Consider the following 26,537-nt stretch of genomic DNA (forward strand, 5'->3'; position numbering starts at 1 on the left):
AAATTCAGTTGTTGATGGTTATAATGGGACGCACTTTATGCGCCTGCGTCTTGGGCGTTTCCTGCATGGCTCCGCTGGCTGTCGAGTAGAGCCATGCTTTGACCGTCTGCTGTCCTTCCACCTCCGTCGATGTCCAGTACCAGCACTCGTCGGCTTCGGTCGGAAGCGGGTCTCCGCCGCATTTCTCGATGACCGGATTGATAATGCCACGTGCCGCATACAGCAGGCGCATCTGAGCCACCGAGGGAACATAGGCGCTCTGCCCGTATTTCCACAGGGCAAAAACGGCTTCAGCCATCGGCGAGGCTGTCTCTTCTGTTTCATACAAGGCGAACGTGTTCTCATTCCCGTCGTATGCCGTGATGTCTGCTGACGTACCCTGCTCGACACCAAGGCTGTCGGCAAAAGCTTTCGGCGTCATATCCCACAGATAGACGGCATAGCCGTTTCCTTCCGTTTCCCCGTCGGAGCCGATATGGAAGACGACGGCAATCGCCTGTTCCTTGGATTGTTCGTACTCACTGTACGGTATTACTGTCCCGTCCACACAGAGGACGTGTACGGGATATTTTGTTTCTTCGGATTCTTCTATATGTGCGTCGCAGGCAGCCAACGCCCCGGTTATGAGGAGAACCGGCACTACCTGGCACGTTTTTCTGATAATGTTCTGTTTCATCTTTCCCTTATTTTATAGGTAGTTTAATGCCGAGGGCAACCCCTGTACGCAGCACGTCGGCCCCCTTTATCATTACGTCTCCCTTGACTTGCCAGTATAGCGTCCAGCCCGCCCGCAACACATAGTTGTGCTCGTAGCCGAAATGCAGTCCTGCAAGGAACTTCTTCGTGTCGCTTCCGCCCGAAGCCCCGATTCGGAGGCTTCCGTAATGGTTGCGTCCCCTCGTGACGCAGGGTTTGTAAGCCACGCCGAAGCTGTAGGTGCGGTAGTTCCGCCAGAAAGATTTCGGGCATACATGCTTGCAGGATTCGCACTCTGCCTATTGCAGGTAGCCGTTGGCAAAGAACTCCCACGCATGGCGGTAGTTCATCTCGTGTTCGTAGGCCAGCGTCACGTCCAGCCCGTTCTTGTACAGCAGCCCCGCACCGAGTGAGAGGCGGCCGCTGCCTCGTTGTGCATACGCTCCTACGGCGAGGCACATGCAGGCAATCGTCAGGATAATCGTCTTTTTCATCGTCATTCCTCCTCCAGCAATGCCGCGCTGAACGAATCGGCTGACAGCACGTCCTCATAGTCGATATTCAGGCTGATGTTACGCCCGCTGATTTGTTTCTCCGTCATCTCGATGGTCAGCACCTTGTCGTTCGGGAACGTCATTTTCTTGACCACGACCACATTCCGGTAGCCGTGCCGGAACGTCTTGCCCGCCTCCAGCACCAGTGCCGGGGTCAGTTCGATGACCTGTGCGTTGGTCGCCTTGGTCAGTTTCTTGTCTGCCAGCTTCACCCGTATCTCGTCGATGTCGAAGCGGATGTTCGTCCGGTTCTCTATCGAGAAGTCGATGAAGAAATACTCACCCACGGAGTAGATGTTGTTCAGCCGCATGGTCATGCGATGTGCCTTGGTGGCGACGTTGCGGATCTTCGCGGGCGAGTTCCAGATACGCCGGGCGAAGCGTGTCATATCCACGGTGGACATCGAGACCGCCGGGTTGTGATAGGCGTTCCGTTCCTGCAACTGGATTTCCTTGTCAGTTACCGCCTCCCGCACCCGTGTGGTGTAGAGCAGCGCATACTGCGTGCGGTAGCGTTCCGTTACGATAGTCACGATGGCCAGCACCTCGCCGTCCTCGTGTCCGCCCTCTTTCGGTTTCAGGCGGACGATATTGTCTATCGGTTGGTCGCCGACAACCTTATCTGTGGAGATGTCCACGAAGCGTACCGGTTCCGAGGCCGTGATGACCGTCGTTACCTGTTCATTTACCGTAAGTTGTTCCATCTCCTCGTAGGTTCGTTGTGCCTGTACATTCGGCGTTCCCAGCAGCCCTGCCGCCAGAAGAAATGCCGTTACGATTCCTTTTTTGTCCATGTCATTGATTTATTGATTTTGTTTTTCTTCCCTTATCTCTTTTTCCTCTTGTACCTTGTTCCTGCATTCCAGTTCCTCCTGAATCCGCCGCTCGGCAATCTCGCAGTACGCCTGTTCGATTTCAAATCCGATGTAGTGCCGTCCCGTGCGGATAGCGGCCACGGCGGTTGTGCCTGACCCGATACAGTTATCCAGTACAACATCGCCTTCGTCGGTGTAGGTCCGTATCAGGTACTCCATCAACGCCACGGGCTTTTGTGTCGGGTGGTAGAACGCGCCTTTCTTGTGTTCCTTCGGCATGAAGATGACCGAGGTCGGATATTTGTCATCGGCTATGCGTACCGGTGAGAGTTTCATCGTTCCGTAACAACGGTTGGTAAATCCCTCCGTTTTACGCCTCCCGTGATTTCTCCGTTCCGGAGGACACGGTGTCATCTGCGGATGATAGGCCGGCTGTTTTTTATAGAATACCAGAATATCCTCGTGCTGCCGGAGCGGCATACGTTTGGCATTGAGATGTCCCGTCACCCGATCTTTCTGCCACACGAGGTTGTACCGCCATAGCCGGGGTTGCGACAGCATGAGCCATGCGGAGAAAAGCCCCTGCCCGAACAGGATAATGGGGCTGTCCGGCTTGGTAATCCGCCGGTATTGCTCCCACAAGGCTGCTAACGGTATCTGGCGGTCCCAGTTCACCGACGGATTGCTGCGATTTAACACCCCGTAAGGTAGGTCGGCGATTATGGCGTCCACGCTACCATCCGCTATCTGTTTCATGCCCTCCATGCAGTCCATAAGGTAAATGCGATCCGTCTCTATCATATTGCGTCTGTTTTCGGTTCTACAATTTGCCGGGCGCTCATCCAGGTACAGCGTTCCGTCCGGGTTTTCCGGATTTCACACTCCCAGAGGGTATTCTTCTCCACATGTTTGAAATTGACCGCACCGTCTCTCGGCCCGTAAAAACCGGTATGCTTCTGGAAGGCGAATAAGGCAATCCTCCGCCCGTCCACTGCCTGAAAGTTGCATATCAGGGCGAATCGTACCCCTTTGTGCCACCATTCGGTACTTACGAGCTTCCCAACGAATGTTTCGGGCTTATCGGGAGCGATGTAGTCTTCGTAATAGAAGCCGTCCGTTCCCTTATGAAGTTTTGATATATCTGTTTCCATTGTCACTGACCTTTTAGTTCCTGTTTTCCCGTCCGTTCACCAGATACACAAACGTCCCGTATTTCAGCTTCACCTTGTTTTTCTTGATGGCCTTGCTGATGGCGTTACTCGTTTTCTGGTAGGCATTGTTCACCGCCTGCATACCCCATTGGGCGAGGCTGTTACCGTATCCGCTGGTATTCATGTTCATGCTGCCCGACATGGCACTGCTCGCCACGTCCTTGCTTGTCTCGCGGAATTGGCTGATGGGTACGTAAAGTCCTTCCAGCCCGTCCGTATCGTAGATTGACAAGCTGACCTTGACCAGTTCGTCCTCCACCAATATGCTGTTGATGCTTCCTTTTACACGTCCGGAAGAGAAACCGCTGACTGTGGCATACAGGTAAGTACCACGCCTGACCACGCTCTCGTTGATTTCGATGTCGTCCAGCAGGCGCAGCCGCACACGCGAGCCGTCCACGGCCTTGATGTTTTCGTCGATGATCGCCTTGATGAGTTTCGGTTCCCGTGCATCTTTCGCCAGTGTGTTGAAGTAGTCCGAAGTCGTCTTTACCTTCTTCACCACCTCGCTTGCCTTGTCCGTCTCCGCAGGAGCTTTGACCGAACGGCTTTCCTCGTCGATGGTTCCCTTGGTCTGCGTCATCGTGTCCGGCGGAGCCACCGTTGCGGTGCTGTCCGTTGCGGACGGCATGACCTCCCGTTGTCCTCTCAACCTCGCTTCGGCGAGTGCTTTTTCCAGTTCTGCGAGAGCTTCCTGCTCCCGCCTCTTGGCATCGGCCGCTTCCGCTGCCAGATCTTTCTCCTTTTCCTGCCGGTCAAGCAGGGCGATATCCTCTTCGGTGTATTGCGATTCATATTCCTCTTGGTTATCGTCCGGTTCGTCCCGCTCGATGTTGTCCACAGCGGAATAATCTTGTATCTTGCCCCATGATTTGGCCATGTTCTCATACTTGCTGCCGATACCGTCGCCGCCCTTGATTTGGGCGTCCGGCAATTCGGGATTCAGGAACTCGGTCGTCTGGAGTGTCTTGTCCTGTACCTCGGCCTTCTCGGTATGGAACAGGTCGAAAATGAAGTACGACGTGCCGAGAAGGGGGATATAGAGGATAGCCGGAAGCATATACTTCGGCTGCCTGAAATTGATTCTCTTGAAGATATTGTTCATTGTTTCCCTTTAATTGAGTTGCACATACTTGCTTATAGTTCTCTCAAACGGCATATTCATAAGCCTGCCGTTCTATTCCGGCCTTTCCGTACCGCTTTCCTTCGTATCGAATCTTCGTACATGCGGTACGGAAAGCATCTTATGCCGTTCCCGGAGCACGGAATCCTGCATTTCCGTGGCCGTTCGGCGGACTGGATGATGGCAGTACACCACCGTCAGGCGGTAAATATTCCATGTCAGCCCGCAGATGGCGAAGCCGAATACGATGACGAGAAACAGCGTCCGGTGGGCGTTGGCGAAACCCTGTACTTTGGCCACTGCCTTGTCGATACGTGTCGCTTTGGCGAAGCGTCGCCCGGCATCCACGTCGCGTTCGTAGCGCTCCTTGTATTTCGGGTCGTTTTTGTCCGGCATCTTCTCGCCGAACAGCATACGTCTGAATCCTTTGATATTCATAGGGCTGGTAGAGTTAATAGTTGCTTTTTGTCTTTTGCTCGATGTCCTTGTTCAGCAGCGTGCGCCAGTTCACGATGAGCAGCCCGTGCGGGTTGTTCTCCGTCCGGGGTACACGCTTGAGCTGTCCCGCCGTAACCAGTTCGCGCATCAGGATATTGCTGCGCCGTTCGATACGCTGCCGCCCGTAGTAAGTGAACTCCATCTTCTCCTTGTTGAAGGTGATACTGTCGCAGAAAATCGAAAAGACGGCACTCGTTCCCAAGATGTTGGAATAGAAGCCTTTCTCCTTGAGCGTATTGTACTGCGCCAAGCCCGTTTCGTCCACTAAGTACATCGCTTTCTCCATCGTGTAGCGGATGTACTTGTCGTCGGGAGCAAGGGTAAAGAAGTAGTGGTGGAACATTTCGACATGGCTCTTGGCTTCCACGTCGAGCGTTTCCTCCATTGTCGTGCGGCGTACCAGTATGGGCACGTTGCCGTCCAGCACATACACTTTCTTTTGAGCGTCCGTAACCATCGTGCGGGCCGTCCAGATACTCGACACGCTGATGATGACGCAGCCCACAAGAAAGGCGGTGCAAATAATTCCGACCAGTTTGATTTTGTTCTCTAAATTCTTGATGACCATTTTGTTTGAATATTTATCGTTACTTTGTTATCTCATTACCGTACCCATTGCGCCTGTTGCCGTCATTTTAGCCTGCTGCGCCACGCCCTCGCCGAAGTTTCGGGTTGAGAACGCCGTGTCACCCTCCGGTATCATCCATGCCGCAAGGTCGGGGACGAGGTTCAGGCATTTCAGGGCCACGATGCTTGCCGCCATCAGATAGCCCGCCGAGAAGAAGGAGTTTTGCAGGTAAGCTGCCATCGTCTGCTCGCTTGTCGTTATCGCCGTCAGGTTCTCCACCTGTATGCAGAGCACGATGTCGAACAGCAGCAGTACGTAGAAGCCCACGAAGTAGAGCATCGCCCCGTAGAAATGCACCGTCAGATACCTCGTGAGCCACTTCGCCCATGCGCCTTCCCATTTGGGCAGGAGCGAAAACGCCCACTGGATAGGTCCGAAAATGGTGAGCATTCCCAAAAGAATTTGCTGGCAGTAAATCGTAGTCCACCAACCGATACGGAACACCACCAAGGCGATAAGTATGATGATTTTGTCTATTCCCACGATGACACCCGATGTCAGCGACGTGAACCACAGCTTCGCTGCATCCTTCTCCATGTTCGTAACCTCGTCCACGCCAGTTTGTTCCATCGTTGCCTCGATAAGGTTGGGATCGGACGTACCCGTGTGGGCGACATCGGCTTGTGCCTGCAGGGCAGTGTACATCGTGTCGCGCACGTAAATCAACTCCTGCACTTTCTCGAACTTGTCCGAGATTTGCGAGGCTTCGGCCTCGTACAGGTCATGTGTGTACGAACCGACGCAGTTCGGGATATAGGAGAGGAAATCTAAAAAGCACCAGTTGCTCCCGCTGTTTGCCATGCCCGTGTCTGCCGGAGGATACCACCAGCAGAGAATGAGCGACACGGCCAGCGGTCTGAAGAGCTTCATCACGTCCAAAGGCTCGTGCTTGACCATCATTTTGTACGCCATGCCTGCCGCCATGACGATAGCGAACAGGGCGGCCAGCGCCATGCACATCTGCAATATCCACCAAAATGGACCTTGCGAGCCGGTAAAGGTCGCGTCGGTCAGGAACTCGTTGGTCTGAAAAATCACGTCGTCGATCTCCTCTTCCAAGAGGTCGATACCGAAATCCGAAAGAATATTTCCGTCTGCCATAGGTTATATGCTTTTAGTTCCCTCTGTTTACCGTCTCGTCTCCGTCGCCCGTTCCAATGCCGCCGTCCGACTGTGAACCTCGCACCGCAAGGCGCGATTCGTTCCAGCGGCTCATGGCGTTTCTGACGACGCTGCTTTTGTCCAAGGTTCGGTCGGCGGTTACGTTCAGCAATCCGTCCGTGGCCGTGGCGTTCTGTCTTCGGGCAAGGTAGCCGACCAGAATCTCGTTCTGCCGTACCACGTCTTCGTAGATCCGCAGGTATTCTTTCTTTCGTTGCGCATTGGGCATATAAGCGTCCTTCGTTGCGTCGATGGCACACTGGTACACATGATAGTATTCCGTCCACCGCTCCTTGTCGTCCGTCGTGCCCCCGGCAAGGAGAATCCGGTCTATGTTGCGCTGAAACCGCTCCATTTGAGCATTTATCTTATCGCCCTCGGCCAGCCATGCGAGGTCAATCTGCCGGTCGGCCACGTTCAGCGCCTCGATTTCGGCACGTTTGACCAGAGCCGAGTCAATGGCTTCCGCTTCATCTGTCTGATTGTAGAGATTGACACCCGCCAGCGTGCGGAACGACAGTTTGTTCTTGCTTGCCGCCGACTTCTTGTACTTGTTATGCAGCAGCGTGTAGTAAAGTTCGGGCGACAGAGCGCCCGTACCGGTTTCCATGACCGTAATCTGGTTCTGTTTCGGCGAGTCATGGTTGTAAGTAACCGACTGCGCCTTGACACCGCTCGTTGCAACTGCTGCAACCGCCATGAGTAAGAGAGTTCTGTTCATATTAATTTCCGGTTATTCATTATTTTACAGTTATTTATATCGTATAGTCATACTTTGAGGGCCTGCTTCAAAGCCGTAAATATTGGTACTCATTCCTGACTCGTTTCTCTCCCTGCGAGAAATGCGTCTCGTCTTTTTCAATGCAAATACATTTTCTATGCGTATAGATACAGGCAATTGCGGTGCTCATGCTCCCCGATGCAAAATCAAGGACAGTATCTCCTTCCTTTGTGTATGTTCTTATCAGATACTGCAATAATGCAATCGGCTTTTGGTTGACATGAATCGTTTTGCCTTCCGATTCCGCTGTTTTGAAGTATATCACACTTCGTGGATACCTTGTCCCTTTGTTTTCATTTCTGAATGTAGGATTGGGGACATTGTTTATTCCTGTCCAATTGCTTCCTCTCTTCGTGCGATTCCCGTAAGGCTCACCTTCCTCCATGATGGGATAATAAGGGGTTCTACCTTTACCAAAGACACTTATTAGCTCATGTGCTTTTAGAGGTTGTTTTTTAGCGAGAAGAAAATTGCTTGCTTTTGACTTTTCCCAAACCCAGTCATATTTAAATTCCTCTAAATTACCGCAGCGTAGAAGGCTGCTGAACGGTTCGCTGCCAAATAAGACCGTAGGTGCATTTTCTTTCCTGACTCTCCTGATCTCTTTCCACATTTCCGGGAATGGTATTATTTTATCCCACTGTGAAGCTGTGATTCCAAAGGGGGGATCACATAAAACCAAGTCGATACTTGATTCCGGAAGAAAAGGCATTACTTCAAGACAGTCGGCTTTATATAACGTAATGTCTTTTGCAAAAACAATCTTTTCCATTGCATCAATCTAAATGTCTCTTTATCCCTTGGTTATAATCCCAATAGGCTTGTTCGTACTAAAAATTCTTTCTCTGTTTTTATTTCCCGATGTCGATGGCATGGAAGTCAAACTCCAACCTGTAGATAGTCTGTCTTCTTTCCCTTTCATCGTTCATTAATAATCCAGCCGTCCCGCTTTGCGCCATCGTCCGAAAGCTCCGTCGATAATCTCCTTGACCTTGGGACGGTAAATCTTCGCTTTCCAGTAACCGATACGCACCTGTATGTACCGCCATGTCTCGATATACGCCCGGTTCAGGTGTCGCTCGATGTCGTCCAGCGACGTGTTCACCGCTTCCAGTACCAGCAGCAGGTCGGAGGTCGAGCAGGCCGCCGCCCCGGTGGCATACAGCACAAGGTCGCTCACCGACTTGTAGAGCTGCTCCCCGTCATTGGCGATGTCCCGTATTGCCTTTTCGTTGATGGCCAGTATCACGGCATCGCCGGGGTCGATGCGTCCCCGTTTCACGATTCTCTCGTTGAAGTCCTCCAACAGTTTCTTGTAATCGCCGATACGGTCGCTGACCGCCGTATAAGTGCTTTTCACGTTCAGTACCGTCCGCAAGGACTGGTACATCACGTCGATGACATCGAAGGCACGGGTGTAGCGATCCAAGTCCACATTCAGTTCCTTGTACTCGCCGATCTCCTTGCGGCTGTATTCGTGCAGCAGCTTGTTGCTGTATTCCAGCGTACTGCGGGCCAGCAGCAGGCTCCGCTGTTTCTTGTGGTCGTTGATGTAGGCTTCCACTGACACGATGTCGAAGGTCCATTGCGCCTTGGCGATGCCGGGCAGGAGAACCAGCAGCACGACTGTCATCAGCAGGGCACGTTTCATGGCCGCACCTCCTTTCCGCTGTCTTTGCCGTTTCCGTTCCGCAGGTTTCGCGCATTCTCCACCCAACGTTCGTGGCATTCCTCCACGAGCGTCAGCCTGCGTCCCTCGTCCATGTCCAGTTCGGGCAGCACATCCTTCAGCACGTCGATGATGCTCCGCTTATAGTGCATCATCTTTTCCAGCGACACGAGGTCTGCATATATTTTTGTAATCCGGGAATCCACTTCCCGTGCGATTTCGAGCCGGTCGCTCGACCACAGCAGATGGTACACCTCCCCGGTCGGAGTCTCTTCCAATGGCGGGGTACGGGCGTATTCCGTCGTGATCTTGCACGAAGGGTGTTCCCGTGCAATCTCCGCAATACGGTCGTTCACCAGTTTCGTTTTCTCCGCGTCCGACAGGTTCGGGTCGAGTGTCAGCACGTCGGCTACATACGTGTCGGTATATTCCGTGGTCAGTTCCCAACTGATCTGCACGATGGCACGGTGTATCTTGATACCGAGGAAATATTTCGGTTTGCGGGCTATCGAGACCGTCGCCTTGAACGTGATGACCCCGTTGATGTTCGGCATGGTCGCCTTACGGACATAGGTGTAGCCGTTCCACGCCCCGCCGTCCTGCCATGACAGGCTGTAAGCCGTCTTACAGTCCTGCATGATGGCCGGTATGCGGTAATAGTCGTCCGTTGCCACATCGTTATCGCCCGCCGCCTCGGCTTTTGCGTCGGTGTATTCCCGTTGTTTCTTCTGCCATTCGGACAGCTCGCTTTTCAGGCGGTCTATCTGTGTTTTGTTCGCATTGTACTGCTGTCGGTACACCGCCGCATCTTCCACGCTCGCCTCGGCGATTTTTTTCAGCAGGTCGGCATTCTCATTCTCCAACGCATTGATTTGCGACTGAAGGGCGGCCACCTGGTTCTCCGCCTCCTGCAGCATGGCGTCCAACTCGGACAAGTCCAATTCGTTCTCCGTAACCGTGGTCTGCATGGCACACTCCTTTGAATGGGCGTTCAGGGATTTGCCGCACTTTCTGCACTTGTACTGCGTCGTGCCCTGACCAAGCGTAGCCCCGTCCGAGCAGGTTACGCTGATGGTCACGCTCTCGCAGCCCTGCAACTTCGCAGCGTCCGTCGCCTGATAGTAGTTCCGCGCATCGGATGCGATATAGTAAGTATAACCCTCCTCGTTGTCGTTGAACTCCAAGAGGCGGGCATTGAGTTGCGCCTTGAACGTGTTCAGGTCCATCGAATAGGAATCGAACACCTCCTCGTAAATGATTTCCTCCCGGTTCCAGCTTTTCTTCACATGGATTTCATAGGCATAGGCTTTCTTCGTCTGTTTGCCGCCCCGACTGATGATGTAACCGTTCTGCCAGTAGTCGATGGTGTAGGTATAGCCGTCGTTCTGACTGTTGAGCAGCTGAACCCGGCTTCTCGACCAACCGGCGTACCGTTCCGAATTGGCGAGAACCTGCTCCCGTTGCGAGGCATTGGGATAGAAGCCGGGATCGGTCGTCTCGAAACGTGTCCACTCTCCGCCGTTCAATATGCTGTTGTCGTCCGTCGGCGGGTAGTAATCGCACAGGGCGATACTCCCTTGCTCGCGACGGGCGATATACCACCGTTGCGTGTAGTAGTTTCCCGCTGTCTTGTCCAGATAATCTGTCATCCACGAGGTAAGGTCGTAGTTGCTGAAATCGAACAGTCCCGCCACGTTGTCCTCTCCGCCCACCATATCAATCAGCAGACCTCCGAGGTCATGTTCCGCCTGCTCGAAGAGCGCACCGTAATGGTCATACAGGTCGATGACCTTGCTGACCCTGCCGCCCATCAGATCATGGAAAGAACTGGTCTGCAGCAGGACGTCACCGATATTTCCGATACCAGCCGAGGCGAGACCGACACCCATGTTGTAGAGGTTGTCGATGTCGTGTTGCAGGTTTTCTTTCGTAAAGTTACCCGGCACGCTGGCGAGATCGTCCAACATACGTTGCCAGTCGATGTCGCCCACTTCCGAGAGTTTCAGCAGAGGGGCGATGTTTCGGTTGATTTCCAGAAACACGATGTCCGAAAAGCCCAGCGTGCTGTTCGTCACCACACTCTCGAACTGCATACACAGACTTTTCGTCTCGTCGCAGATTTTCATCAGGTAGCTGCCCCAGTAGATAGCCGTTTGAGGCGAGCGGAGCATCAGTTTCGCCACCACCCATATCTTCGGCATGATTTTCTCCGAGACCATGCGGTAAATGCGGCGGTAGTAGTAATTTTCTGTACTGCTATTCCAGATACCGAGGTCGGAAAAGGCTTTATGCTCCAAGAACTTGGAGGCAAAAATCCCCGCCGTAGCCACTTCCGCCGCATTGTAGTGCTTGAGAATGTCATCGACCTGCTCCCGGTAATAGCTTTCCGCCACGGCTTCCGTACCGAAAGCGGTAGCCATTGCCGCCACCGTGCGTGCGTCGTAGTTCACGCTGTAATACTGCGCGTGGACCTGCTGCACAACGGCGAGCGACAGGAGTATAAGGATAAGTGACAGCCGTTTCATCATGGATTCCTCTCCGGTTAAAAACAGATATCCGTCAACGGTGCGTCATGCCTCTTAGTGCACGTATCAGTCCGTCGGCCTCATATACGGCGGAATTTGCCACCAGACGGTGATGTATGAATACCTCCTTGGCGATCTCGTACCTGCGTTGTTCCCACTTCGCCTCTTCTTCCTCGTCCTGTACGGAATTTTCTATGCCGGCGTATTCGTCCAGTTCCTTACCGAGCATCCCCAACCGGAGATTGTATCTTTCCAGAACATCCTCTATTTCCTCAATGCTTTTTCTTCCCATGTCGCGTACCCTTACCAAGTCCTTTCCGGGCCATTGGCACAAATCCCGGATGGTCTTGATGTCGAACTCACGGAATATCCGCTGGATACGGGCTTCATATTTGCTCCCGAACTCAAGTGTCTTTACACTTTGGCTAATGTCTATCTTTTCCATTTTTGTAATTAATGATTTGATTGTTATTGTTTTACATGAAGGTTCAATACCTGCCCGGCCTCGTTGACCTTTTGGGCGAACGGCAGGGACTTCCCGATACCGCTGGCGTTCCAGTCCCGGCAGTACGCCTCAATAGCTTCCTGATGACTGCACCGCAGTTCCCGTTTATAGAGTTTCAAGGCTTCTTTCTCCGCCCGCTCCGTGGTGTAGGTCATGTAACATTCTCTTGGTTCTTCTACACCGTACACGCCGCTGGTCGTTCCCCGGCGGATGAACACCTCGCGGAAGAAACTGCGCCCTTCCTTGTTTTCCAGCCGGTTGATGGTGAATATCTTCTTGCAGTCCACGTCAGTAAGGCCGAGGATAGCCTTGATTTCATCGAACCGCTCACGGAACTTGCTCTGGTCGAGCAGCATCACCACGTCCGAGTTGTTGATGATGGCTTCCTTGACGATAGGGCTGCCGATGATGTCCTGTATCTCCTGTGTCACCACGCCGACCGAAGCCCAGAACTTACGGGCCGTTTTGTGTAGGCTAAGCACCCAGCGCCTTATCATATTTCTATGGTAGGTTTCCAAATGCTCGCCCCCGAACCGGACTTACACCTCTCAGCGTATCCGGCTCTCCACTAATTTCAGTCTATCTTTCCGTCATGTATCTTCTTGTGACAACTCCTGCACACGGCAATCGTCTTGCGTTTACGGGCAATCATGTGTCGTTCCCAGCTTTCCTTTCCCTGCAAGTTCTTTAGTTTCCTTACATGGTGCATAACAAGGTCGTCTGTCGCTCCACATAATTCACACTCACGGGCTTTCAGCCTTTCAACAAGGCTTGTCCGCCCCGCAGTATAAATTGTTCGTGGCATAATGTCACATTCCGATTTATAGGTGGGCTTCTTTCGTTTGAAGCCACCGTCGTAAAAGTATCTTTCCTTTACACCAGTTTTAGTCATGTGCGTTACGATAAACCTACCGTTCTTACGATATTTCTTGTTTACCTTACGTGTTCGGCACTTATATTTGCCTGCAAACGTTTTGTACATGCTGTATTCCATGATGTACTTGAAATTATTCAAGGCATGGGCGCAGTTGTTGGCTATGGAGTAGTAATTATAGAACCCCACGATTTCCCGATTATAACTATCAAGGATTTCAAGGTCGTCATTGAATATCAGTCCCGATTTACATTTCGGTTTCCATATTTCCTTTCCGTTACGGTTTGTCAGTTCCAAGACTCCCCAATCGAAAAGTTTTTTACGGACTGTTTCCGTACTGACATTCAAGCAGACCCTTTTACCATAGGTTCTTCTCAATCTACCCCGTTTATCCCGTCTTTGGTCATTGGACTTTCTTACAGTGATTTCATATCCGAGAAACTTGGCCGGTCTTTCCGTGTGAGTGACAAGTGTCTTTTCATCGGACAGCTCCAATGCCAGTCTGTCAGCAAGGAAGTTTTTAATATCTTCTTTTATCTGTTGCGCATCCTGCTTGCTTCCGATAATTCCCACAAGAAAATCATCTGCATATCTTGCATATTTCATTCTTCTGTAATCGGCATCCATTTCTTCGCCGTTGGGATATTTAGCCCGTCCTTGTTCTATTGCTTTCAGTTCAAGGATTAGCTTTGTCCTTTGCCTTTCGTCTTTTACGAACTTCAATCTTCGCACAATACGTTTTCTTGCATTGCCAAAGTCCATACTTTCTCTACTGAATTTTCGTTTCTTCCCTTTGTCGAATTTGGCTGTGTATTCCTTTATATACTTATCCAGCTTGTCAAGGTATATATTAGCCAATATCGGGCTGATGATACCCCCTTGCGGTGTGCCACTGTAAGTATTGTGGAATTGCCAGTCTTCGATATATCCCGCTTTCATAAACTTGCGTATCAATCGGATGAAGCGTTCATCCGCAATACGCTCCAAGAGAATGTTTATCAATACATCATGGTTTATATTATCAAAGAAGCCTTTTATGTCTCCCTCCACAAACCATTTTGCACCATTAAACTCCTTTTGGATATGAGTTAATGCAGTATGGCAGCTTCGATTGGGACGGAAACCATGCGAGGTGTATTCAAAATTTCCCTCGTATATGGCTTCCAGTACCATTCTTACTACTTCTTGTATCAACTTGTCATTGAAAGTCGGCACGCCAAGAGGTCTTTTCTTACCGTTTTTCTTCGGTATGTACACCCTCTTTGACGGTTGGGGCTGGTACGTTTCATCTTTTAACGTATCAATCAACTTTTCAATTCGTTTCAGGCTCATGTTGTCAATGGTCTGACCGTCTGAACCTTTAGTCATGTTACCCTCTTTAGCGTAGATACGCTGATAGGCAACGTAGAACATTTCCTCATTGAACAAAATTCTGTAAAGACGTTCAAACTTATAGCTTGCATCCTTACTGTGTTCTGATAGACTGTTTAATACTCTTTCTGGACTTCTCATAATGTCTCTCACATTTTCCGTTAATTGTATTAATAATTAGCTGCTTCCCTTCGCCATGTACAAGGCGTTACCTTGCTCAAACTACTATGGAAGCTCCGTTACCACTCCGAATTTTCATAGGTCGAACCTAATAGCCTTTCGGCACTTCGGGATAGGTAATCCCCGTTTATTACATCGTAACTGTTGGCATGATAGATTGTCGGATACGACTTCCGTCCTTTACTCGCTTACTGCGGTTGTGTCGTGATAAGTTCTTGCTACCTTCATTCCTATACACTGAAGTAGTATCACGATATGGCGATTGATAGTTACCTTACGCCATAGCCTCAAGGGGGACCATTCGGACTATCGTTCAATCAATTCGGACTTTATCCTCATATCTATCTTTTCATCTCGCCATTCAGTCGCAGTTTGGTAACTAACTGACTTATGACTTTTCCGACATGCTACACTCCCTGCTCGGTTAAGTTTTCCCGAAACAGATAAGTCGGCTGATGATAGGTCATTTTCAAAGAACACTTTCCTAATCTCTTGCCAAAGAGATATTTACGATGCAACCTTTACGGGCGCACACATAAACTTGATGTATTCGGCCATGAGCGGGCTGGCAATCGCCTTCCACGCTTCCTCTATGACCAGGACTTTGCGGTTCTTCTTGATACGCATCTTCTGTAAGAATACGTCCATGATAATCAGCGTGACAAGAGGGAACAGGAGAGGATCATCTTTTATACTGTCGATTTCGAAGACGATGAACGTCTCATCAAACAGTGAACTGTCCATGTTCTCGTTCAGCGTCTTTTCATGATTGCCTCCCCGGTAGAAGTCCTTCATCATGTAACGGTACGTCGAGATGTCGATGCCCGAAATGTGGTTCTCGGTACAGATGTCGGGGATGCGCTGCACGGAAAACTCATAGAACGAGTTGAACGACAGCTCTTCCACTTTTAGCTCCTTACGGCGGCGTTCCATCTCGTCGATCATGCGCTCGATACGCCCGGCCCGCTCTCCTTCGTCCTCGTCCCGCTTCTCGGTACGGTTACGGTCGTCGATGAGCAGCCCCTTACGCAAATCCTCCCGTTGCAGGGGCGTGAAGCCGTCGAAACCGTTGAAATAGGTGTCGTAATACTCCGTGATGACCTGTTCTATCAGGCGGTCCTCCGTCTTCGTGACCGTACCCTGCGAGCCTTTCCAGATGAGCAGTACGAGGTTTTTCAGGAAGCCCGTTTTCTCCACATTCATTTCAACCCGGTTGATGCGGAACGGGTTCATGGTAATCGGTCTTTCCTCGGTATAGGAAATGTACTTGCCGCCGAGGTATTCGCAAAGGCCCTCGTAGCTGTTACCCGTATCGACCATCACCACGTCTGTGCCCTGCTCGTACAACTGGCGCACGACAGAGTTCATGTGGAAGCTCTTGCCGCTGCCCGAAGGCCCTAAACAAAAGAAATTCGAGTTGTCCGTCAGTTTGTTTTTCCCTTCCTTTCCCGTGATGTCGATAGCTACCGGCACGCCTTGGCGGTCCGTGTAGTAAATTTTCAGCGGTGTTTCTTCGCTGTGCTGTATGTGCTCCTTATACATCAGGCACACCGCCGCGTCACCCAGCGTCAGGAAGCGGTCATAGTCCTCGTTCATGCCGTAGCAGTTACCCGGAAACGAGTTTACGAACAGTTCCAGCTGGTTGTACGCCCTTTTGGAAATATGGATACCCATACGTCCGAAAGCATTCTCCAAATGGTTCGTGCATTTTTGCAGGTCCGTACCAGTCGGTACGGCGACAATCAGGTTGAAATGAGTGTACACGAGCTGCTTGCTTTCCCGCGCGATGACCTCCTGTACCCGCTTGATGTCCTCCACGGCCATCTGGTTGCTCGGATTGGGAATACTGGCGTGCCGGTTCTTCTTTTTGTCCAGCAGGGCCAGTTCCCTTTTCTGATTGGGCAGGAAGACAATCTGGTTATAGATGACAGCCTCCGCACTCGGAATGCTGTCAATGGCAGCCAGCAGGTCCACGGGCATATCCGTGTTATTGACCTCTATATTGGTATAAGGTCTTATCAGTGAAGGCAGTGCGGCGCAGTCCACATCGACAAGACTATATACCTTGCAGCGTTTGTCGCCCATCGAGACTGTCTCGTCGTCTGCCTTGAAGTTGGTCATCGACACGATCCGGTCCTTGAAGTTCATGGCGAAATAGCGGTCCACGTATTCGCTCGCCTCGGCTTTGTTCAGGAACTTGGCCTGTACCCCGGCATCGTGCAGCTGGTCATGCACTTTGCGGATCTTGACCAGAAAATCGCGCCACTTCTTGTTGTCGAACGAGAACAGTCGGCTCTTCTTCGCCTCCTGTGTGATAGTCAGGTAACACACGCTGTCCGTGTAGTTGCGCCCCTTGAAGTAACGGAAGTAGGCCGACGAGAGGAACTCGTGTTTGTCGCCCGTCTCGTTCTCGAACTGTTTCCTGACGAAGATGTCCTGTTTGTGCAGGGCATATCCTTCGCCGAGCGTCTGTGCGAGGGCGGTGAAAAGGTGCGTGAACTCATAGTAGCTGTCAATGTTCGCGCAGTATTTTTGCACGGGGTTCTCTATTTTCAGGATAGCAGAATATTCGCCCGTCTTGGTATAGAGCACGCCCACGCCGTTCGTCTCTTCCACGGAAAAATAGATGTCCTGAAAGATACGCTTGCGCTTGCCTCCGGTACCGAACGCATAGACCGACAGGGCCATGCCGGCACACAAGGCGATAAAAAGTAGAATGATGTACAAAGTCATCTTAAAATACGATAAAAAAGGCCGGGCCGCCCGGATTTCAGGCGGCCGGCCCGCGTTCAACATTCAACAAGACCACACGTTGCCCGTGATGGTTTTTCTTTTCTTCTCACAGCTTCTTCGAGTGGGCGTAGATATACACCCCGCGCCCGTCTTTCTTGGTATGCAGCCCTTTCCGCTGTTTGAGCATGATAAGGGCGATACCCGTCGAGACGACCGCAACCAGCACGACCAGTCCGACCACGAACCCTGCGAGACAGTAGGCGATGATAAAGCCGACGATGGCTCCGCCGGCAACGCCTGCCGCCCAGTAGATATAGCGTCCCTGGATGCCCATGAACTCCAAAGGCCGTTGAAGACCTTTGAACAGCGGGTAGTCAGGGTAGCGTTCGTCCTTGCCTTTCATCGTGCGGAAGGTTTATGCGCCGATACCGAAGAACATCGGAAGTGCTTGTGCGGCAGCGATTAAGAAAATACATGCGCCCACGACCATCATGATTTTCTTCTTCACGTCCTGTTCCTCGTTGTGTGGGCTAAGCACCCAGCGCCATACCCACCTTGCGGTGGGCGGTTTCCGAGTACTCGCCCCCAAACCGTACTTACATGTCTCCATGTATACGGCTTTCCATTAGTAACATTACTCTTTACCATAGTTCTGAATCATTGAGTTGCAGTCCTCGCAGACAACAAGTGTCTTGCGATGTCTTTGGAGCATCAGTTTCTCCCACTCATTATTGCCTTTCAGCTTGGTGAGTGTCCTCACATGGTGCATGACTACTTTCCCATCCTTACCACAAAGTTCACACCGTCCATCCTTCAACCTTTCCACAAGGCTCGGATATGGCACATACATGGTCTGTGGCAGTTTGTCATAGTCAACATCGAACTGCGCATTTCTCTTTTTGAAACCCTCATTGTAGAAGACTCTGTACTTCTGCTTTCCCTTGGCATCGTTGTACGGAATGACAAAGTCCTTGTCCTTCTGATACTTCTGGCGAACTTTCCTTGCGGAAGTGTTCAGTTTCCAGCCAAGTGTCTTGAACATACTCATCTTCATAATGAAGGCGAAAGATGCACATTCTTTGGACACGTTTGCGGCAAGTGAATAGTAGTTGTAAAGTCCTCTGATTTCCGCATTGTATTGGGCAAGAATATCTTCGGGCTTCATTGGAGTCATATATCTGCGAGGCTTTGACCACCAAATGTCTTTGCCGTCAATGTTTCTGACCTCCAAAGCGTTGTATTCAGTGAGCTTCTTTTGTATCACAGCCGAGTTAAGGGTTAACACCACTGCGCCGTTGAAGTCTCTTTTGAGTACTCCGTCCCTGTTCCTTTTCACTGCATCTGACTTTCTGATGAAGATTTCATATCCAAGAAATTTCGCCTTGTCTTGTGCGTGTGTTATCAAAGTTTTCTCATCGGACAATTCAAGTTTGAGTTGTTCTCTCATGAATTGGGTGATGTCCGCTTTGATGGTCTCGCATTCAGACTTGCTTCCGATAACCGATATAAGGAAATCGTCCGCGTATCTTACATACTGCAATCTTCTAAAGTCCGCATCCATTGCATCCTTGTGAGGAGTGGACAGCATCTGTTTGCTCAGTTGGGCAATTTCATACAGATAGTTTTTCCGCATCTGCTCATCGGATGTTTTCTGCAACTTCTGTTTCAGCCTGTTCTTCTTATTGTTCAAACGCCAGTATTCGGGATTGATGCTGCGTCTGTCACCTTTGCGGAATTTGGCTGCGTACTCCTTGATATACTTGTCGAACTTGTCAAGGTAGATGTTAGCCAATATGGGGCTGATTATTCCACCTTGCGGAGTTCCTGAGTACGTCTTGTTGTACTTCCAGTCCTCCACATACCCTGCATTGAAGAATTTACGGATAAGTCTTAGGAAGCGTTCGTCTGATATGCGTTCACGAAGAATGCTAATCAGTACGTTGTGGTCTATGTTGTCAAAGAAGCCTTTGATGTCTCCCTCGATAAACCACTTTGCTCCCGCAAAAGACTTCTGTATCATACCCAATGCCGTGTGGCAGCTTCGGTGCGGTCGGAAACCATGTGAAGTGCCTTCAAAATGACCTTCATAAATGGCTTCAAGCAGCAGTCTAACTACCTCCTGCACCAATTTGTCCTCGAATGAGGGAATACCGAGCGGACGTTTCTTGCCGTTCTTCTTCGGTATGTACACTCTGCGTGCAGGGTGGGGTTGGTAACTTTCGTCCTTTAAGGACACAATCAATCTTTCAATCCTTTCAAGACTCATCTCATCGATGGTCTTGCCGTCAGTTCCGGGTGTCATGTTGCCTTGCTTCGCATAGATGCGTTGGTAGGCTACAGCGAACATCTCTTCACTGAACAGATACCGATACAGTCGCTCGTACTTATAATCCGAACTTTGACTGTGGTCACTTAGAGCTTTTAATACTCTTTCTGATTTTTCCATACGTCTTACACGTTTTCAAAATTTGTATTAAAACATTACTAACTGTTCCCCTTCGCCATGTACAAGGCATTACCTTGCTCGGACTACTATGGGAACTCCGTTACCATATTGGATATTCAAAGCCAAAGCTCATAGCCACTTTCATGGCTTTCCAACTTAGGTAATCTCCGTTTAGCTGCATGATAACTATTAGCACGACAGATTGTCGGATACGACTTCCGCCCTTTTCTCCGCTTACTGCGGTTGCGTTGTGGCTGGTTCTTTGCTATAACACCAATGACGTTGTCTAAGTGCCACAATGCGACGTTTGTAAAAGCCTTCCGTCGCAGCTACATCTTTTGTCGCTGGGCTATCGTTCAATCAGTATGGACTTTATCCTCATATCTGTCTTTCTCCCTCGCAATTCAGTCGCAGTCTGGCTTTTGACTGACTTATTGCTTTCCCAAAGTGCTATTTTCACCTTTAGGTTTCCCCTCGGGCTTATTTGGGTGGAAGTAGGTCACTTGAACCCTGACCTATCCTCTTGCTAAAGAGGTATTTATCATGCAACCATTACGGACGCACTCATGGCGATGTACACCGAGATAGCGCCTACGATAGCCACAACACCGGCAATGGCGTAACACAGTTTGACCATGATGGGAACGTACTTGGCGATTTCCTCCGTCACGGTAGCCAGTGCAGTCGTACCGGCGGAATAATCGCCTGCGGAGTTCTGGGCCATGACGGCCGTCGTGCCACACAGCAACATCAGTGTGAGCATCTGTACTTTTTTAGCAGAAAACATTTTTTTCATTTGTCTTTTTGTTTTTTGAAACATGATTATTTATTTTAGGGTAAGTATTGCAGTTCTTTCGAATCGTTATGGCGGTACTTGATTCCTGCCTCCCGTTTCTATATGCGATAGCCGAAAAAGGCAGGAAAGACGAGGAACGCACCGATCAGGAACAGGCACGCGCCCACAAGCGTTACGACGGACTTGGTAATGCCGTCCTCGCCCGTGTTCATCTTTACGTAAATCTGGAATCCGGACACAATCACACAAATCCCGGCGATGGCACAACAGAGAGCTTGGACGTAAAACATCATTGTTACCACGTAGTCGTGCATCGTCGCCAGCGCATCCGCACCCCAACTGTAATTCACGCTGCCGCTTTTCGCCAGAGCTGAACAGGGGATGATGGAACAAAGCGCACATAGTATCTTTTTCGTTTTCGACATCTTACAGCTTATCTTTGACCGGTCTCCATTTCAGGCAGGGACGGTTGTCCAAGCGTCCTTTGGAAATCAACGCCTTATACATCTCTTCGTCGGTAAAGCCGTCGGACAGGTAGGGAGCGATCTCTTCCATCTGCGCCTCCGCCTTGGCCTTCAGCCTTTCAAGCCGCTCTTTCGCGGCTGCCTCCTTTTTCCCTGTATCGCCGTCTTGTACCGCAGGCGGGGCAGCTACGGCTTCCGTGTCGCATGTCTCATTTCCGATACTAAACCCGGTCTCGTTCTCCGAAACCTCGACACTCTCTTCCGTGGCATCCATCGGACCGAGGTCGAAAACTTCTTCGTCAGTCTTCTCCGTTCCCTTCTTTCCATACAGGTCACGGGTAATATTGACCGCGTAATAGACGATGTACAGCACCGTCAGTACAAGGGCGAATATAAAGTATGAACTCATCTGTTTTAAGTATGAAATTAAACTTTAATTGAACTTTGAAAGTACAAAAGCAAAGAAAAGTATTATATTTGATATAATGAAAACTCTTTATATCAAACAATATTTTATTACGTAGAAATAAGTATGAAACATATAAATTGAACTTTAATTTCATACTTTAAGGCGAATGTACCGGGAAAAACGGGCATAAAAAAAGCCCTTCGGGAGGAGAGCTTTCAAGGGAGGGGTAACGATAATGCCTTACCGTTTCTTTCCGCGCAGGTAATCGTTCAGGTCCTTGTACTCGTGATAACGGAGTGCTTCGTTGTGCACCCGCTTGCCGTACATGCCGGCGATGGTCTCTTCCGTTTTCTGTCCGGCGAGATCATTGTCGAGATAACAGTGTATTTCCTCGTACACCTGCAAGTGTTCCAAAGCCTTTTTCAGGTTGTTCACCGAGTTCATCACGAGGTAATCGCAAGGTGCGCCGATGCAGACCGTATCATCACCCGTCTGTTTCAGCGTCAGGTAAGAGAGAAAATCCATGAAGCCTTCGAACACGCAAACCCGGTTCTGTGCTTCACTATGAGAATGCCTGATGACAGAGATGTCCTTACACCGGATACAGCCCTTATAATAAGGATTGCGAACCTCGTACCCGCCCGCCACGTTACCGAAGGCAAGGGCGAAGTAGCGCCGTTGCCGCAATTCATAATGGACCTCCCGGCAGAACATGCGGCCGATGTCTCCGTCGATTCCACGGGAATGAAGGTACGAGAGCAGCGCATGGTGCTGCAACGGTACGACGAGCACGTCCTTCATGTCGGCTTCGACGGGTCGGGGCGTTGTCCCCGGAATCCGCACCCTTTGTATCGGGATAGCGTTCTCGTGCTTCCCTATATAGGCAAGCACTTCGCTCACGCTGTCCGTCTGGTAAAGGTGTTTGCCCAGTTCCACAAGGTCTCCGCCCGTCGCTGCGCCAAAGTCATACCATTCGTTGAGCCGGTCATTGACCTTGAACGACGGGGTACGCTCATTGCGTAGCGGCGACAAATACCAGTATTGTTTCGATGTTACACTCTGGGGGTGGTAGCCGAGACTGGCAAGATAGTCCACGATACGCAGTTGTTTTGCTTCCGCTATGGTCATGTCATTTTCTTTTCACTTGTTTTCAAAAAACGGTTTACTTTGGTTTTTCTCCTATATATACCCGGACCAAAGTAAACTAAATTATTTTTCACCTTCTGCGTCCTCGCATTCTTCGTCGAAAAGCAAGGCTTCGGTCGGGGTCACATCGTAATAAAAGAGCTTGTCCCGTTTGACGATCAGCTTCAGGTTTTCCGTCAGGTACTGCAGCAGTTTTATCATGACGCTGCGTCCCCGTTTGAACCCGATAGCCTCATAGGAGGCCATGAGAGCCTGCAGTACGTTCTCGAAACCTTTGATGGGCCTGTCCCCGAAAGCGGCGGAAAGCGCCTCCCGGTGCTGCTCGATGGACAAATCCATGAAGCTGCTCCGGGCCTTCGGTCTCACGCTGCCATCAAACGAATAGTTATCCACCATGACCGGCAATCCTTCGTCATCAACGGAAAAAGCAAACGGTTTGAACTCCTTCTCGCGGATATGCAGCGCATGAACTTCACTGATAACGGGATTCTCCGCACTCTTGGTGATGACCAGCACCGTTTCCGCCTTATTGCTCATTTCCGTGCCGATATGCCCGCGCACATTGTTGTCGCCTTTATTCAGGTGCAGCACACAATGGATATGCAGGTCGTATTTCGACGACCATTCCATCATCTTGTTGATAACCTCCACCGATTCGCTGGTGCTGTTGATGTCGAGCATCAGGTCGCGGATGCCGTCAATGATGACCAGCCCGTACCCTTTGTTCTGTCGCAGAGCGTAGTCGATGACCTCAATACGCACGGCCGGCGTGTATTCCCGCAGGCAAATGAAATCGAGATTCTCGTTGTCGGTTGTGGTGGGCAGCCCCGCCAGGCGGAGAATACGTTCCAACACGTTATGGCAATGGAAACGGCTCTGTTCGGTGTCCACGTACAAGATCCTGCGCTTGCCTTCGGGCAGATGCGCCCGGTAGTTCAAAACCTGCCGGCCCGCCAGTGACGCAGCGACAATAGCAGAGACATTAAACGTCTTTTTCGCCTTCGCCTTACCCGTCGAAGCGCTAAAATTGCCGAGCGTCGCTATGGTGGAGTTGTCGATCCATATAATCTGGGGCGGAGTCACGTAGGTGTCCGTGGCCTTTATCTGCGATGCCGTGAGAATATCCGACAGGCGATTCTCGTCCAGTTCCGCCCACGAGTTACGGTCAGTTCTTTTTTCGTTTTCCATAGCGCTTCTGGTTAAAGAACGGTTGGGTTGCGGATACTTCCGTCGCCATACGCATGGCATCGTCCACCGTAGGTTCGTAGTTTTGCAAGAGCCATGCGTCCAGCTCTTCCTTCGCGAAGTAAAGCATCTTGCCGCGAGGTTTGTAGTGCGGGATTTCCTTGTTCGATGTGAGTTTGTACAACATACTTTCGGACACGCCGATATACATGCACGCCTCTTGAAAAGTGAAGACTTTCTTGGTCGTGTAAATGGTATTTTCCAGTAAAGCCACACGCTCCAACAGACCTTCCACCGGTTCCAACTTCTTGAGAACCGCTTCTATGGCGGTCAGCCGTTCGCTTAACCGCTCCATGAATGTTGTTCTGTTTTGCATAAAATACATGTTAAAATTAGACAATGGAGAGTTACCTCCGTTATGCAGCGCGCTAACGGAGGTCAAAGTTATGTGATGTGAACCGGACAGCCGGAAATTCCGGCATGATACTATGCACGTATCACGGCAACTATCACTGTTTTATCTTTCACATACTTGGCTTTTTGGCACTTCGTGTCATATTTTCAGCCGACTGATGGCTTTTCGTATGCCGAGGTTTGCCGATGTAATGTTGTTCCTCGCCGCAGAGAGGGCAGACGAGAGGCTTGAAGCGGTAACATATCTTGTGCCGTCTTTGGACAACAGGAACCGCCCCTTGTCGAGAACCGACTGCCAGTGAGGTAGGATAAAGGTGTTTTCGAGCAACGCATCGAACAGAACCGCCACATGGCGGATATTGTTCACACGTATACAGAAATTCTCCTTGCAGGCAAAAAGCGCTTCCATGTCCTCGATGCGGAGAGTGGAAACGCAAAACAGATGATAAGCGTTGGCGCAAGCCACAATACCTGTCATCTGTTCACGGGAAAAATTGCAACCAAAGGAGAGAGGTGGAGCGTTTCTGGAATCTTCTATACGTGAAGAGTCGAACCATACTCCGGCAATGTCGTACTTTTGTTTCAAGGCCATGCACTCCTCGAAAGAAAATGTTTCTGCGGTAAAGAGGCTTTTGACGAGACTTGTACAATCGAGCAACAGCCCTCTGATGATATGAATGTTCATTTCATGGCAATTCCTGCAAACCGCACTGTTGCAGTCGATGTACCGGTGGCTGTTTATAAAGTCATCCACGTAGCGGCCATATCGTTTGCCGCCTGTCATGACGTCTTGAAGATAAAGCTCCCTTGCTTCGGAGAGCAACTCGTAAAATTCTTCCGCTACATCCTGTTCCGTAGCGAAGTGGTGCAGATGTGGTCTCCCTTCAAAAAAAGAGAGGACCTGTTGTTTTGTCCTTTCATGTCGAATTGTTTTTTATGGGTTTATACTTATTATAATAGTGGCATTACTTCGACCATTTGAAATATCGGAGAAAAGCCGGAAATATTTACCTTAAATTGAATTTGACATGTATGACTACATCAGTCGAATAGGCCGTTAACCAAATTGACTGCTTCGTCTTTTTTCTGGTTGATGATTTTGGCGTACACCTGTGTCATTCTCACGGAGGTATGGCCAAGCAGCTTCGATACGGTATAGAGATCCGCACCGAGCGTCAGCATCATGGTCGCGAATGTATGCCGGGCGGTGTGAAAAGTAAAACGCTTGGTGATTCCGGCCGCTTCGGCCCACGGTCTGAGATACTGATTGATATTTGAAGGCAGGTTGAACACAGGATCGTCTGCAGCCTTGTCCTCACGCTCCGGCATCCATTTCAACGCCTCGTTGGAGAGTGGCAGGTAAATCGGTTCTTTGGTCTTCTGCATAGCTACCGCCAGACGGTATTGGCCGTTATCGACAAAGACATTCTTCCATTTCAGGCCGACAATATCGCTGATACGCAGTCCGCAGAAGCAGGAGAACAGATAGGCATTTTTTACCCTCCCTTCCTGCATCGGAGTGGCAATCAATGCCCGTACCTCTTCGATGGTCATATAGGACCGCACGCTTTCCGGCATTTTGGGCTTCTCCGACTTTTCCATCTCGTTAAACGGATTTCTCAACAACCGTTTAGCCCGAACGGCAGCATTCAGGGCGCCATTGAATATCTGATAATAGGTGTTGCGTGTAGAAGCTGCTATCGGCTTTCCTTTAGGGCGGAAGGTTGTCAGCATGTAGTCGATATAGCCTTGGCAAAAAGCGAGGTCAACCCGATCCAATATAAATCTTTCCCCTGCATATTCTTTCAGGATATGGGTAACGGCTTTGATTTGACCGATGCCCTTCTTGTCGCGTTTCTCTTGGTACTCCAGATAGGTTTGCATCCAGTCCAGCAGATAAATCTTATCCGTATGGTTCACGATACCGGCTTCACCACTGGTCAGCTCGATAATACGTTTCGACTTGATGGCATTTGCGGCAGCCATTGTTATTTCATTTTGCCGACGGGTATTGCTGTCCGTTCCCGGAATAAGATACAGCTTCAGGTACTCGTATGTCCGTTTGCCGTTGCGGTATATATCCAGATACAGACTTTTGCTGCCATCGGACAAATCCTTCATCCGAAGACGGATTGGTTCTTTTACTTTTTTAGGCTTCTTTATTCGTGGCATAATCGTATTCTTTCATTCGTTATTTTTCGTATGCAAATGTACGAATTAAAACTGAAATCAAGAAACAAACAAGAAACAAAAATGTACCCAAAAAGAACCAATTAACAGAAAATAGTGAAAACAACTGAAAGAAATAACTACCCTATAAAGAACTGATATAAAGCATATTTAGTTGTATTTA

At 50.2% G+C, this 26,537-nt stretch carries 26 protein-coding genes and 3 pseudogenes; 1 reads left to right on the plus strand and 28 read right to left on the minus strand.

The window, feature by feature from the left end; genetic code table 11:
* Positions 1–4 precede the first annotated feature (4 nt).
* The 27 genes and pseudogenes from R3O62_RS02505 to R3O62_RS02635 form a co-directional block, all read right to left on the minus strand.
* Positions 5–676 carry a hypothetical protein gene (locus tag R3O62_RS02505; RefSeq protein ID WP_004289343.1) on the minus strand — a complete coding sequence of 224 codons (672 nt, stop codon included), beginning with the start codon at positions 674–676 and terminating at the stop codon, positions 5–7.
* A gap of 7 nt (positions 677–683) precedes the next feature.
* A pseudogene (locus R3O62_RS02510) lies at positions 684–1,196 on the minus strand (hypothetical protein).
* Positions 1,193–2,044 (minus strand): conjugative transposon protein TraN, encoded by an 852-nt coding sequence (gene traN / locus R3O62_RS02515; protein WP_004289341.1) that lies wholly within the window; start codon positions 2,042–2,044, stop codon positions 1,193–1,195. Before traN ends, R3O62_RS02510 begins: the two are co-directional and overlap by 4 nt.
* A 9-nt stretch (positions 2,045–2,053) precedes the next feature.
* Positions 2,054–2,866, minus strand: coding sequence for a DNA-methyltransferase (locus R3O62_RS02520; RefSeq protein ID WP_007478963.1), 813 nt, complete (start codon positions 2,864–2,866; stop codon positions 2,054–2,056).
* Positions 2,863–3,216, minus strand: a complete 354-nt coding sequence (locus R3O62_RS02525; protein ID WP_004289339.1) for a hypothetical protein — start codon at positions 3,214–3,216, stop codon at positions 2,863–2,865. The genes R3O62_RS02520 and R3O62_RS02525 overlap by 4 nt, the downstream gene beginning before the upstream one ends.
* A gap of 13 nt (positions 3,217–3,229) precedes the next feature.
* Positions 3,230–4,381 (minus strand): conjugative transposon protein TraM, encoded by a 1,152-nt coding sequence (gene traM, locus R3O62_RS02530; protein WP_004289338.1) that lies wholly within the window; start codon positions 4,379–4,381, stop codon positions 3,230–3,232.
* 72 nt (positions 4,382–4,453) lie between these two features.
* On the minus strand, positions 4,454–4,837 hold the full coding sequence (locus R3O62_RS02535) for a hypothetical protein (protein WP_004289337.1): 384 nt from the start codon (positions 4,835–4,837) through the stop codon (positions 4,454–4,456).
* A 13-nt stretch (positions 4,838–4,850) separates the two neighbouring features.
* Positions 4,851–5,465 (minus strand): conjugative transposon protein TraK, encoded by a 615-nt coding sequence (gene traK / locus R3O62_RS02540; protein ID WP_004294450.1) that lies wholly within the window; start codon positions 5,463–5,465, stop codon positions 4,851–4,853.
* Positions 5,466–5,492: 27 nt separating this feature from the next.
* Positions 5,493–6,626: a hypothetical protein gene (locus R3O62_RS02545; protein ID WP_195580649.1), complete on the minus strand. Its 1,134-nt coding sequence runs from the start codon at positions 6,624–6,626 to the stop codon at positions 5,493–5,495.
* A 13-nt stretch (positions 6,627–6,639) separates the two neighbouring features.
* Complete coding sequence (locus R3O62_RS02550) at positions 6,640–7,407, minus strand: DUF5045 domain-containing protein (protein WP_005776138.1); 768 nt, start codon at positions 7,405–7,407, stop codon at positions 6,640–6,642.
* Positions 7,408–7,474: 67 nt separating this feature from the next.
* Positions 7,475–8,239, minus strand: a complete 765-nt coding sequence (locus R3O62_RS02555; protein ID WP_004289332.1) for a DNA-methyltransferase — start codon at positions 8,237–8,239, stop codon at positions 7,475–7,477.
* Positions 8,240–8,395: 156 nt separating this feature from the next.
* Positions 8,396–9,118 (minus strand): hypothetical protein, encoded by a 723-nt coding sequence (locus R3O62_RS02560; RefSeq protein WP_004289331.1) that lies wholly within the window; start codon positions 9,116–9,118, stop codon positions 8,396–8,398.
* On the minus strand, positions 9,115–11,661 hold the full coding sequence (locus tag R3O62_RS02565; RefSeq protein WP_005776136.1) for a hypothetical protein: 2,547 nt from the start codon (positions 11,659–11,661) through the stop codon (positions 9,115–9,117). The genes R3O62_RS02560 and R3O62_RS02565 overlap by 4 nt, the downstream gene beginning before the upstream one ends.
* Positions 11,662–11,695: 34 nt before the next feature.
* Positions 11,696–12,106, minus strand: coding sequence for a DNA-directed RNA polymerase subunit alpha C-terminal domain-containing protein (locus tag R3O62_RS02570; protein WP_004289328.1), 411 nt, complete (start codon positions 12,104–12,106; stop codon positions 11,696–11,698).
* Between the two features lie 23 nt (positions 12,107–12,129).
* A complete protein-coding gene (locus R3O62_RS02575; RefSeq protein WP_269113706.1) occupies positions 12,130–12,648 on the minus strand; it encodes a conjugal transfer protein in 519 nt (172 codons plus the stop codon).
* A gap of 92 nt (positions 12,649–12,740) precedes the next feature.
* Positions 12,741–14,552, minus strand: a complete 1,812-nt coding sequence (locus R3O62_RS02580) for a reverse transcriptase/maturase family protein (protein WP_004318718.1) — start codon at positions 14,550–14,552, stop codon at positions 12,741–12,743.
* A gap of 573 nt (positions 14,553–15,125) precedes the next feature.
* Positions 15,126–17,324, minus strand: a pseudogene (locus R3O62_RS02585) (helicase HerA domain-containing protein); the annotation flags it as partial.
* 106 nt (positions 17,325–17,430) lie between these two features.
* Positions 17,431–17,727, minus strand: coding sequence for a DUF4133 domain-containing protein (locus R3O62_RS02590; RefSeq protein WP_004289326.1), 297 nt, complete (start codon positions 17,725–17,727; stop codon positions 17,431–17,433).
* A gap of 12 nt (positions 17,728–17,739) precedes the next feature.
* Positions 17,740–17,934: a DUF4134 family protein gene (locus tag R3O62_RS02595; RefSeq protein WP_004289324.1), complete on the minus strand. Its 195-nt coding sequence runs from the start codon at positions 17,932–17,934 to the stop codon at positions 17,740–17,742.
* Positions 17,935–17,958: 24 nt separating this feature from the next.
* Entirely contained in the window at positions 17,959–19,770 is a 1,812-nt protein-coding gene (locus R3O62_RS02600; RefSeq protein WP_007219429.1) for a reverse transcriptase domain-containing protein, read from the minus strand.
* Positions 19,771–20,332: 562 nt separating this feature from the next.
* Positions 20,333–20,590 (minus strand): annotated as a pseudogene (locus R3O62_RS02605) (DUF4134 family protein); the annotation flags it as partial.
* Between the two features lie 74 nt (positions 20,591–20,664).
* Positions 20,665–20,991: a DUF4134 domain-containing protein gene (locus tag R3O62_RS02610; RefSeq protein ID WP_004289321.1), complete on the minus strand. Its 327-nt coding sequence runs from the start codon at positions 20,989–20,991 to the stop codon at positions 20,665–20,667.
* A 1-nt stretch (position 20,992) separates the two neighbouring features.
* Positions 20,993–21,439 carry a hypothetical protein gene (locus R3O62_RS02615; RefSeq protein ID WP_004289320.1) on the minus strand — a complete coding sequence of 149 codons (447 nt, stop codon included), beginning with the start codon at positions 21,437–21,439 and terminating at the stop codon, positions 20,993–20,995.
* A gap of 240 nt (positions 21,440–21,679) precedes the next feature.
* Positions 21,680–22,567: a toprim domain-containing protein gene (locus tag R3O62_RS02620; RefSeq protein ID WP_004289318.1), complete on the minus strand. Its 888-nt coding sequence runs from the start codon at positions 22,565–22,567 to the stop codon at positions 21,680–21,682.
* A gap of 81 nt (positions 22,568–22,648) precedes the next feature.
* Positions 22,649–23,773, minus strand: a complete 1,125-nt coding sequence (locus R3O62_RS02625) for an AAA family ATPase (protein WP_004289317.1) — start codon at positions 23,771–23,773, stop codon at positions 22,649–22,651.
* On the minus strand, positions 23,751–24,125 hold the full coding sequence (locus tag R3O62_RS02630; RefSeq protein WP_004294465.1) for a helix-turn-helix domain-containing protein: 375 nt from the start codon (positions 24,123–24,125) through the stop codon (positions 23,751–23,753). Before R3O62_RS02630 ends, R3O62_RS02625 begins: the two co-directional genes overlap by 23 nt.
* A 198-nt stretch (positions 24,126–24,323) precedes the next feature.
* Complete coding sequence (locus tag R3O62_RS02635; RefSeq protein WP_007478951.1) at positions 24,324–24,968, minus strand: hypothetical protein; 645 nt, start codon at positions 24,966–24,968, stop codon at positions 24,324–24,326.
* Between R3O62_RS02635 and R3O62_RS02640 the strand changes: the two genes are divergently transcribed.
* Positions 24,873–25,166 (plus strand): hypothetical protein, encoded by a 294-nt coding sequence (locus R3O62_RS02640; RefSeq protein ID WP_224200298.1) that lies wholly within the window; start codon positions 24,873–24,875, stop codon positions 25,164–25,166. The genes R3O62_RS02635 and R3O62_RS02640 overlap by 96 nt on opposite strands.
* A gap of 59 nt (positions 25,167–25,225) precedes the next feature.
* Here R3O62_RS02640 and R3O62_RS02645 read toward each other — a convergent pair whose 3' ends face one another.
* On the minus strand, positions 25,226–26,356 hold the full coding sequence (locus R3O62_RS02645) for a site-specific integrase (RefSeq protein WP_004289313.1): 1,131 nt from the start codon (positions 26,354–26,356) through the stop codon (positions 25,226–25,228).
* Positions 26,357–26,537 lie beyond the last annotated feature (181 nt).

Origin of the sequence: Bacteroides hominis (assembly GCF_033042785.2) — a bacterium.
Classification (GTDB): Bacteria; Bacteroidota; Bacteroidia; order Bacteroidales; family Bacteroidaceae; genus Bacteroides; species Bacteroides hominis.

What these genes read in the sequence shown, in the direction of transcription:
- R3O62_RS02505 (WP_004289343.1), bottom strand. Translation starts at nt 676, where the DNA reads ATGAAACAGAACATTATCAGAAAAACGTGCCAGGTAGTGCCGGTTCTC.
- traN (WP_004289341.1), bottom strand. Translation starts at nt 2,044, where the DNA reads ATGGACAAAAAAGGAATCGTAACGGCATTTCTTCTGGCGGCAGGGCTG.
- R3O62_RS02520 (WP_007478963.1), bottom strand. Translation starts at nt 2,866, where the DNA reads ATGATAGAGACGGATCGCATTTACCTTATGGACTGCATGGAGGGCATG.
- R3O62_RS02525 (WP_004289339.1), bottom strand. Translation starts at nt 3,216, where the DNA reads ATGGAAACAGATATATCAAAACTTCATAAGGGAACGGACGGCTTCTAT.
- traM (WP_004289338.1), bottom strand. Translation starts at nt 4,381, where the DNA reads ATGAACAATATCTTCAAGAGAATCAATTTCAGGCAGCCGAAGTATATG.
- R3O62_RS02535 (WP_004289337.1), bottom strand. Translation starts at nt 4,837, where the DNA reads ATGAATATCAAAGGATTCAGACGTATGCTGTTCGGCGAGAAGATGCCG.
- traK (WP_004294450.1), bottom strand. Translation starts at nt 5,465, where the DNA reads ATGGTCATCAAGAATTTAGAGAACAAAATCAAACTGGTCGGAATTATT.
- R3O62_RS02545 (WP_195580649.1), bottom strand. Translation starts at nt 6,626, where the DNA reads ATGGCAGACGGAAATATTCTTTCGGATTTCGGTATCGACCTCTTGGAA.
- R3O62_RS02550 (WP_005776138.1), bottom strand. Translation starts at nt 7,407, where the DNA reads ATGAACAGAACTCTCTTACTCATGGCGGTTGCAGCAGTTGCAACGAGC.
- R3O62_RS02555 (WP_004289332.1), bottom strand. Translation starts at nt 8,239, where the DNA reads ATGGAAAAGATTGTTTTTGCAAAAGACATTACGTTATATAAAGCCGAC.
- R3O62_RS02560 (WP_004289331.1), bottom strand. Translation starts at nt 9,118, where the DNA reads ATGAAACGTGCCCTGCTGATGACAGTCGTGCTGCTGGTTCTCCTGCCC.
- R3O62_RS02565 (WP_005776136.1), bottom strand. Translation starts at nt 11,661, where the DNA reads ATGAAACGGCTGTCACTTATCCTTATACTCCTGTCGCTCGCCGTTGTG.
- R3O62_RS02570 (WP_004289328.1), bottom strand. Translation starts at nt 12,106, where the DNA reads ATGGAAAAGATAGACATTAGCCAAAGTGTAAAGACACTTGAGTTCGGG.
- R3O62_RS02580 (WP_004318718.1), bottom strand. Translation starts at nt 14,552, where the DNA reads ATGAGAAGTCCAGAAAGAGTATTAAACAGTCTATCAGAACACAGTAAG.
- R3O62_RS02590 (WP_004289326.1), bottom strand. Translation starts at nt 17,727, where the DNA reads ATGAAAGGCAAGGACGAACGCTACCCTGACTACCCGCTGTTCAAAGGT.
- R3O62_RS02595 (WP_004289324.1), bottom strand. Translation starts at nt 17,934, where the DNA reads ATGGAGACATGTAAGTACGGTTTGGGGGCGAGTACTCGGAAACCGCCC.
- R3O62_RS02600 (WP_007219429.1), bottom strand. Translation starts at nt 19,770, where the DNA reads ATGGAAAAATCAGAAAGAGTATTAAAAGCTCTAAGTGACCACAGTCAA.
- R3O62_RS02610 (WP_004289321.1), bottom strand. Translation starts at nt 20,991, where the DNA reads ATGTCGAAAACGAAAAAGATACTATGTGCGCTTTGTTCCATCATCCCC.
- R3O62_RS02615 (WP_004289320.1), bottom strand. Translation starts at nt 21,439, where the DNA reads ATGAGTTCATACTTTATATTCGCCCTTGTACTGACGGTGCTGTACATC.
- R3O62_RS02620 (WP_004289318.1), bottom strand. Translation starts at nt 22,567, where the DNA reads ATGACCATAGCGGAAGCAAAACAACTGCGTATCGTGGACTATCTTGCC.
- R3O62_RS02625 (WP_004289317.1), bottom strand. Translation starts at nt 23,773, where the DNA reads ATGGAAAACGAAAAAAGAACTGACCGTAACTCGTGGGCGGAACTGGAC.
- R3O62_RS02630 (WP_004294465.1), bottom strand. Translation starts at nt 24,125, where the DNA reads ATGGAGCGGTTAAGCGAACGGCTGACCGCCATAGAAGCGGTTCTCAAG.
- R3O62_RS02640 (WP_224200298.1), top strand. Translation starts at nt 24,873, where the DNA reads ATGGCAATTCCTGCAAACCGCACTGTTGCAGTCGATGTACCGGTGGCT.
- R3O62_RS02635 (WP_007478951.1), bottom strand. Translation starts at nt 24,968, where the DNA reads ATGACAGGCGGCAAACGATATGGCCGCTACGTGGATGACTTTATAAAC.
- R3O62_RS02645 (WP_004289313.1), bottom strand. Translation starts at nt 26,356, where the DNA reads ATGCCACGAATAAAGAAGCCTAAAAAAGTAAAAGAACCAATCCGTCTT.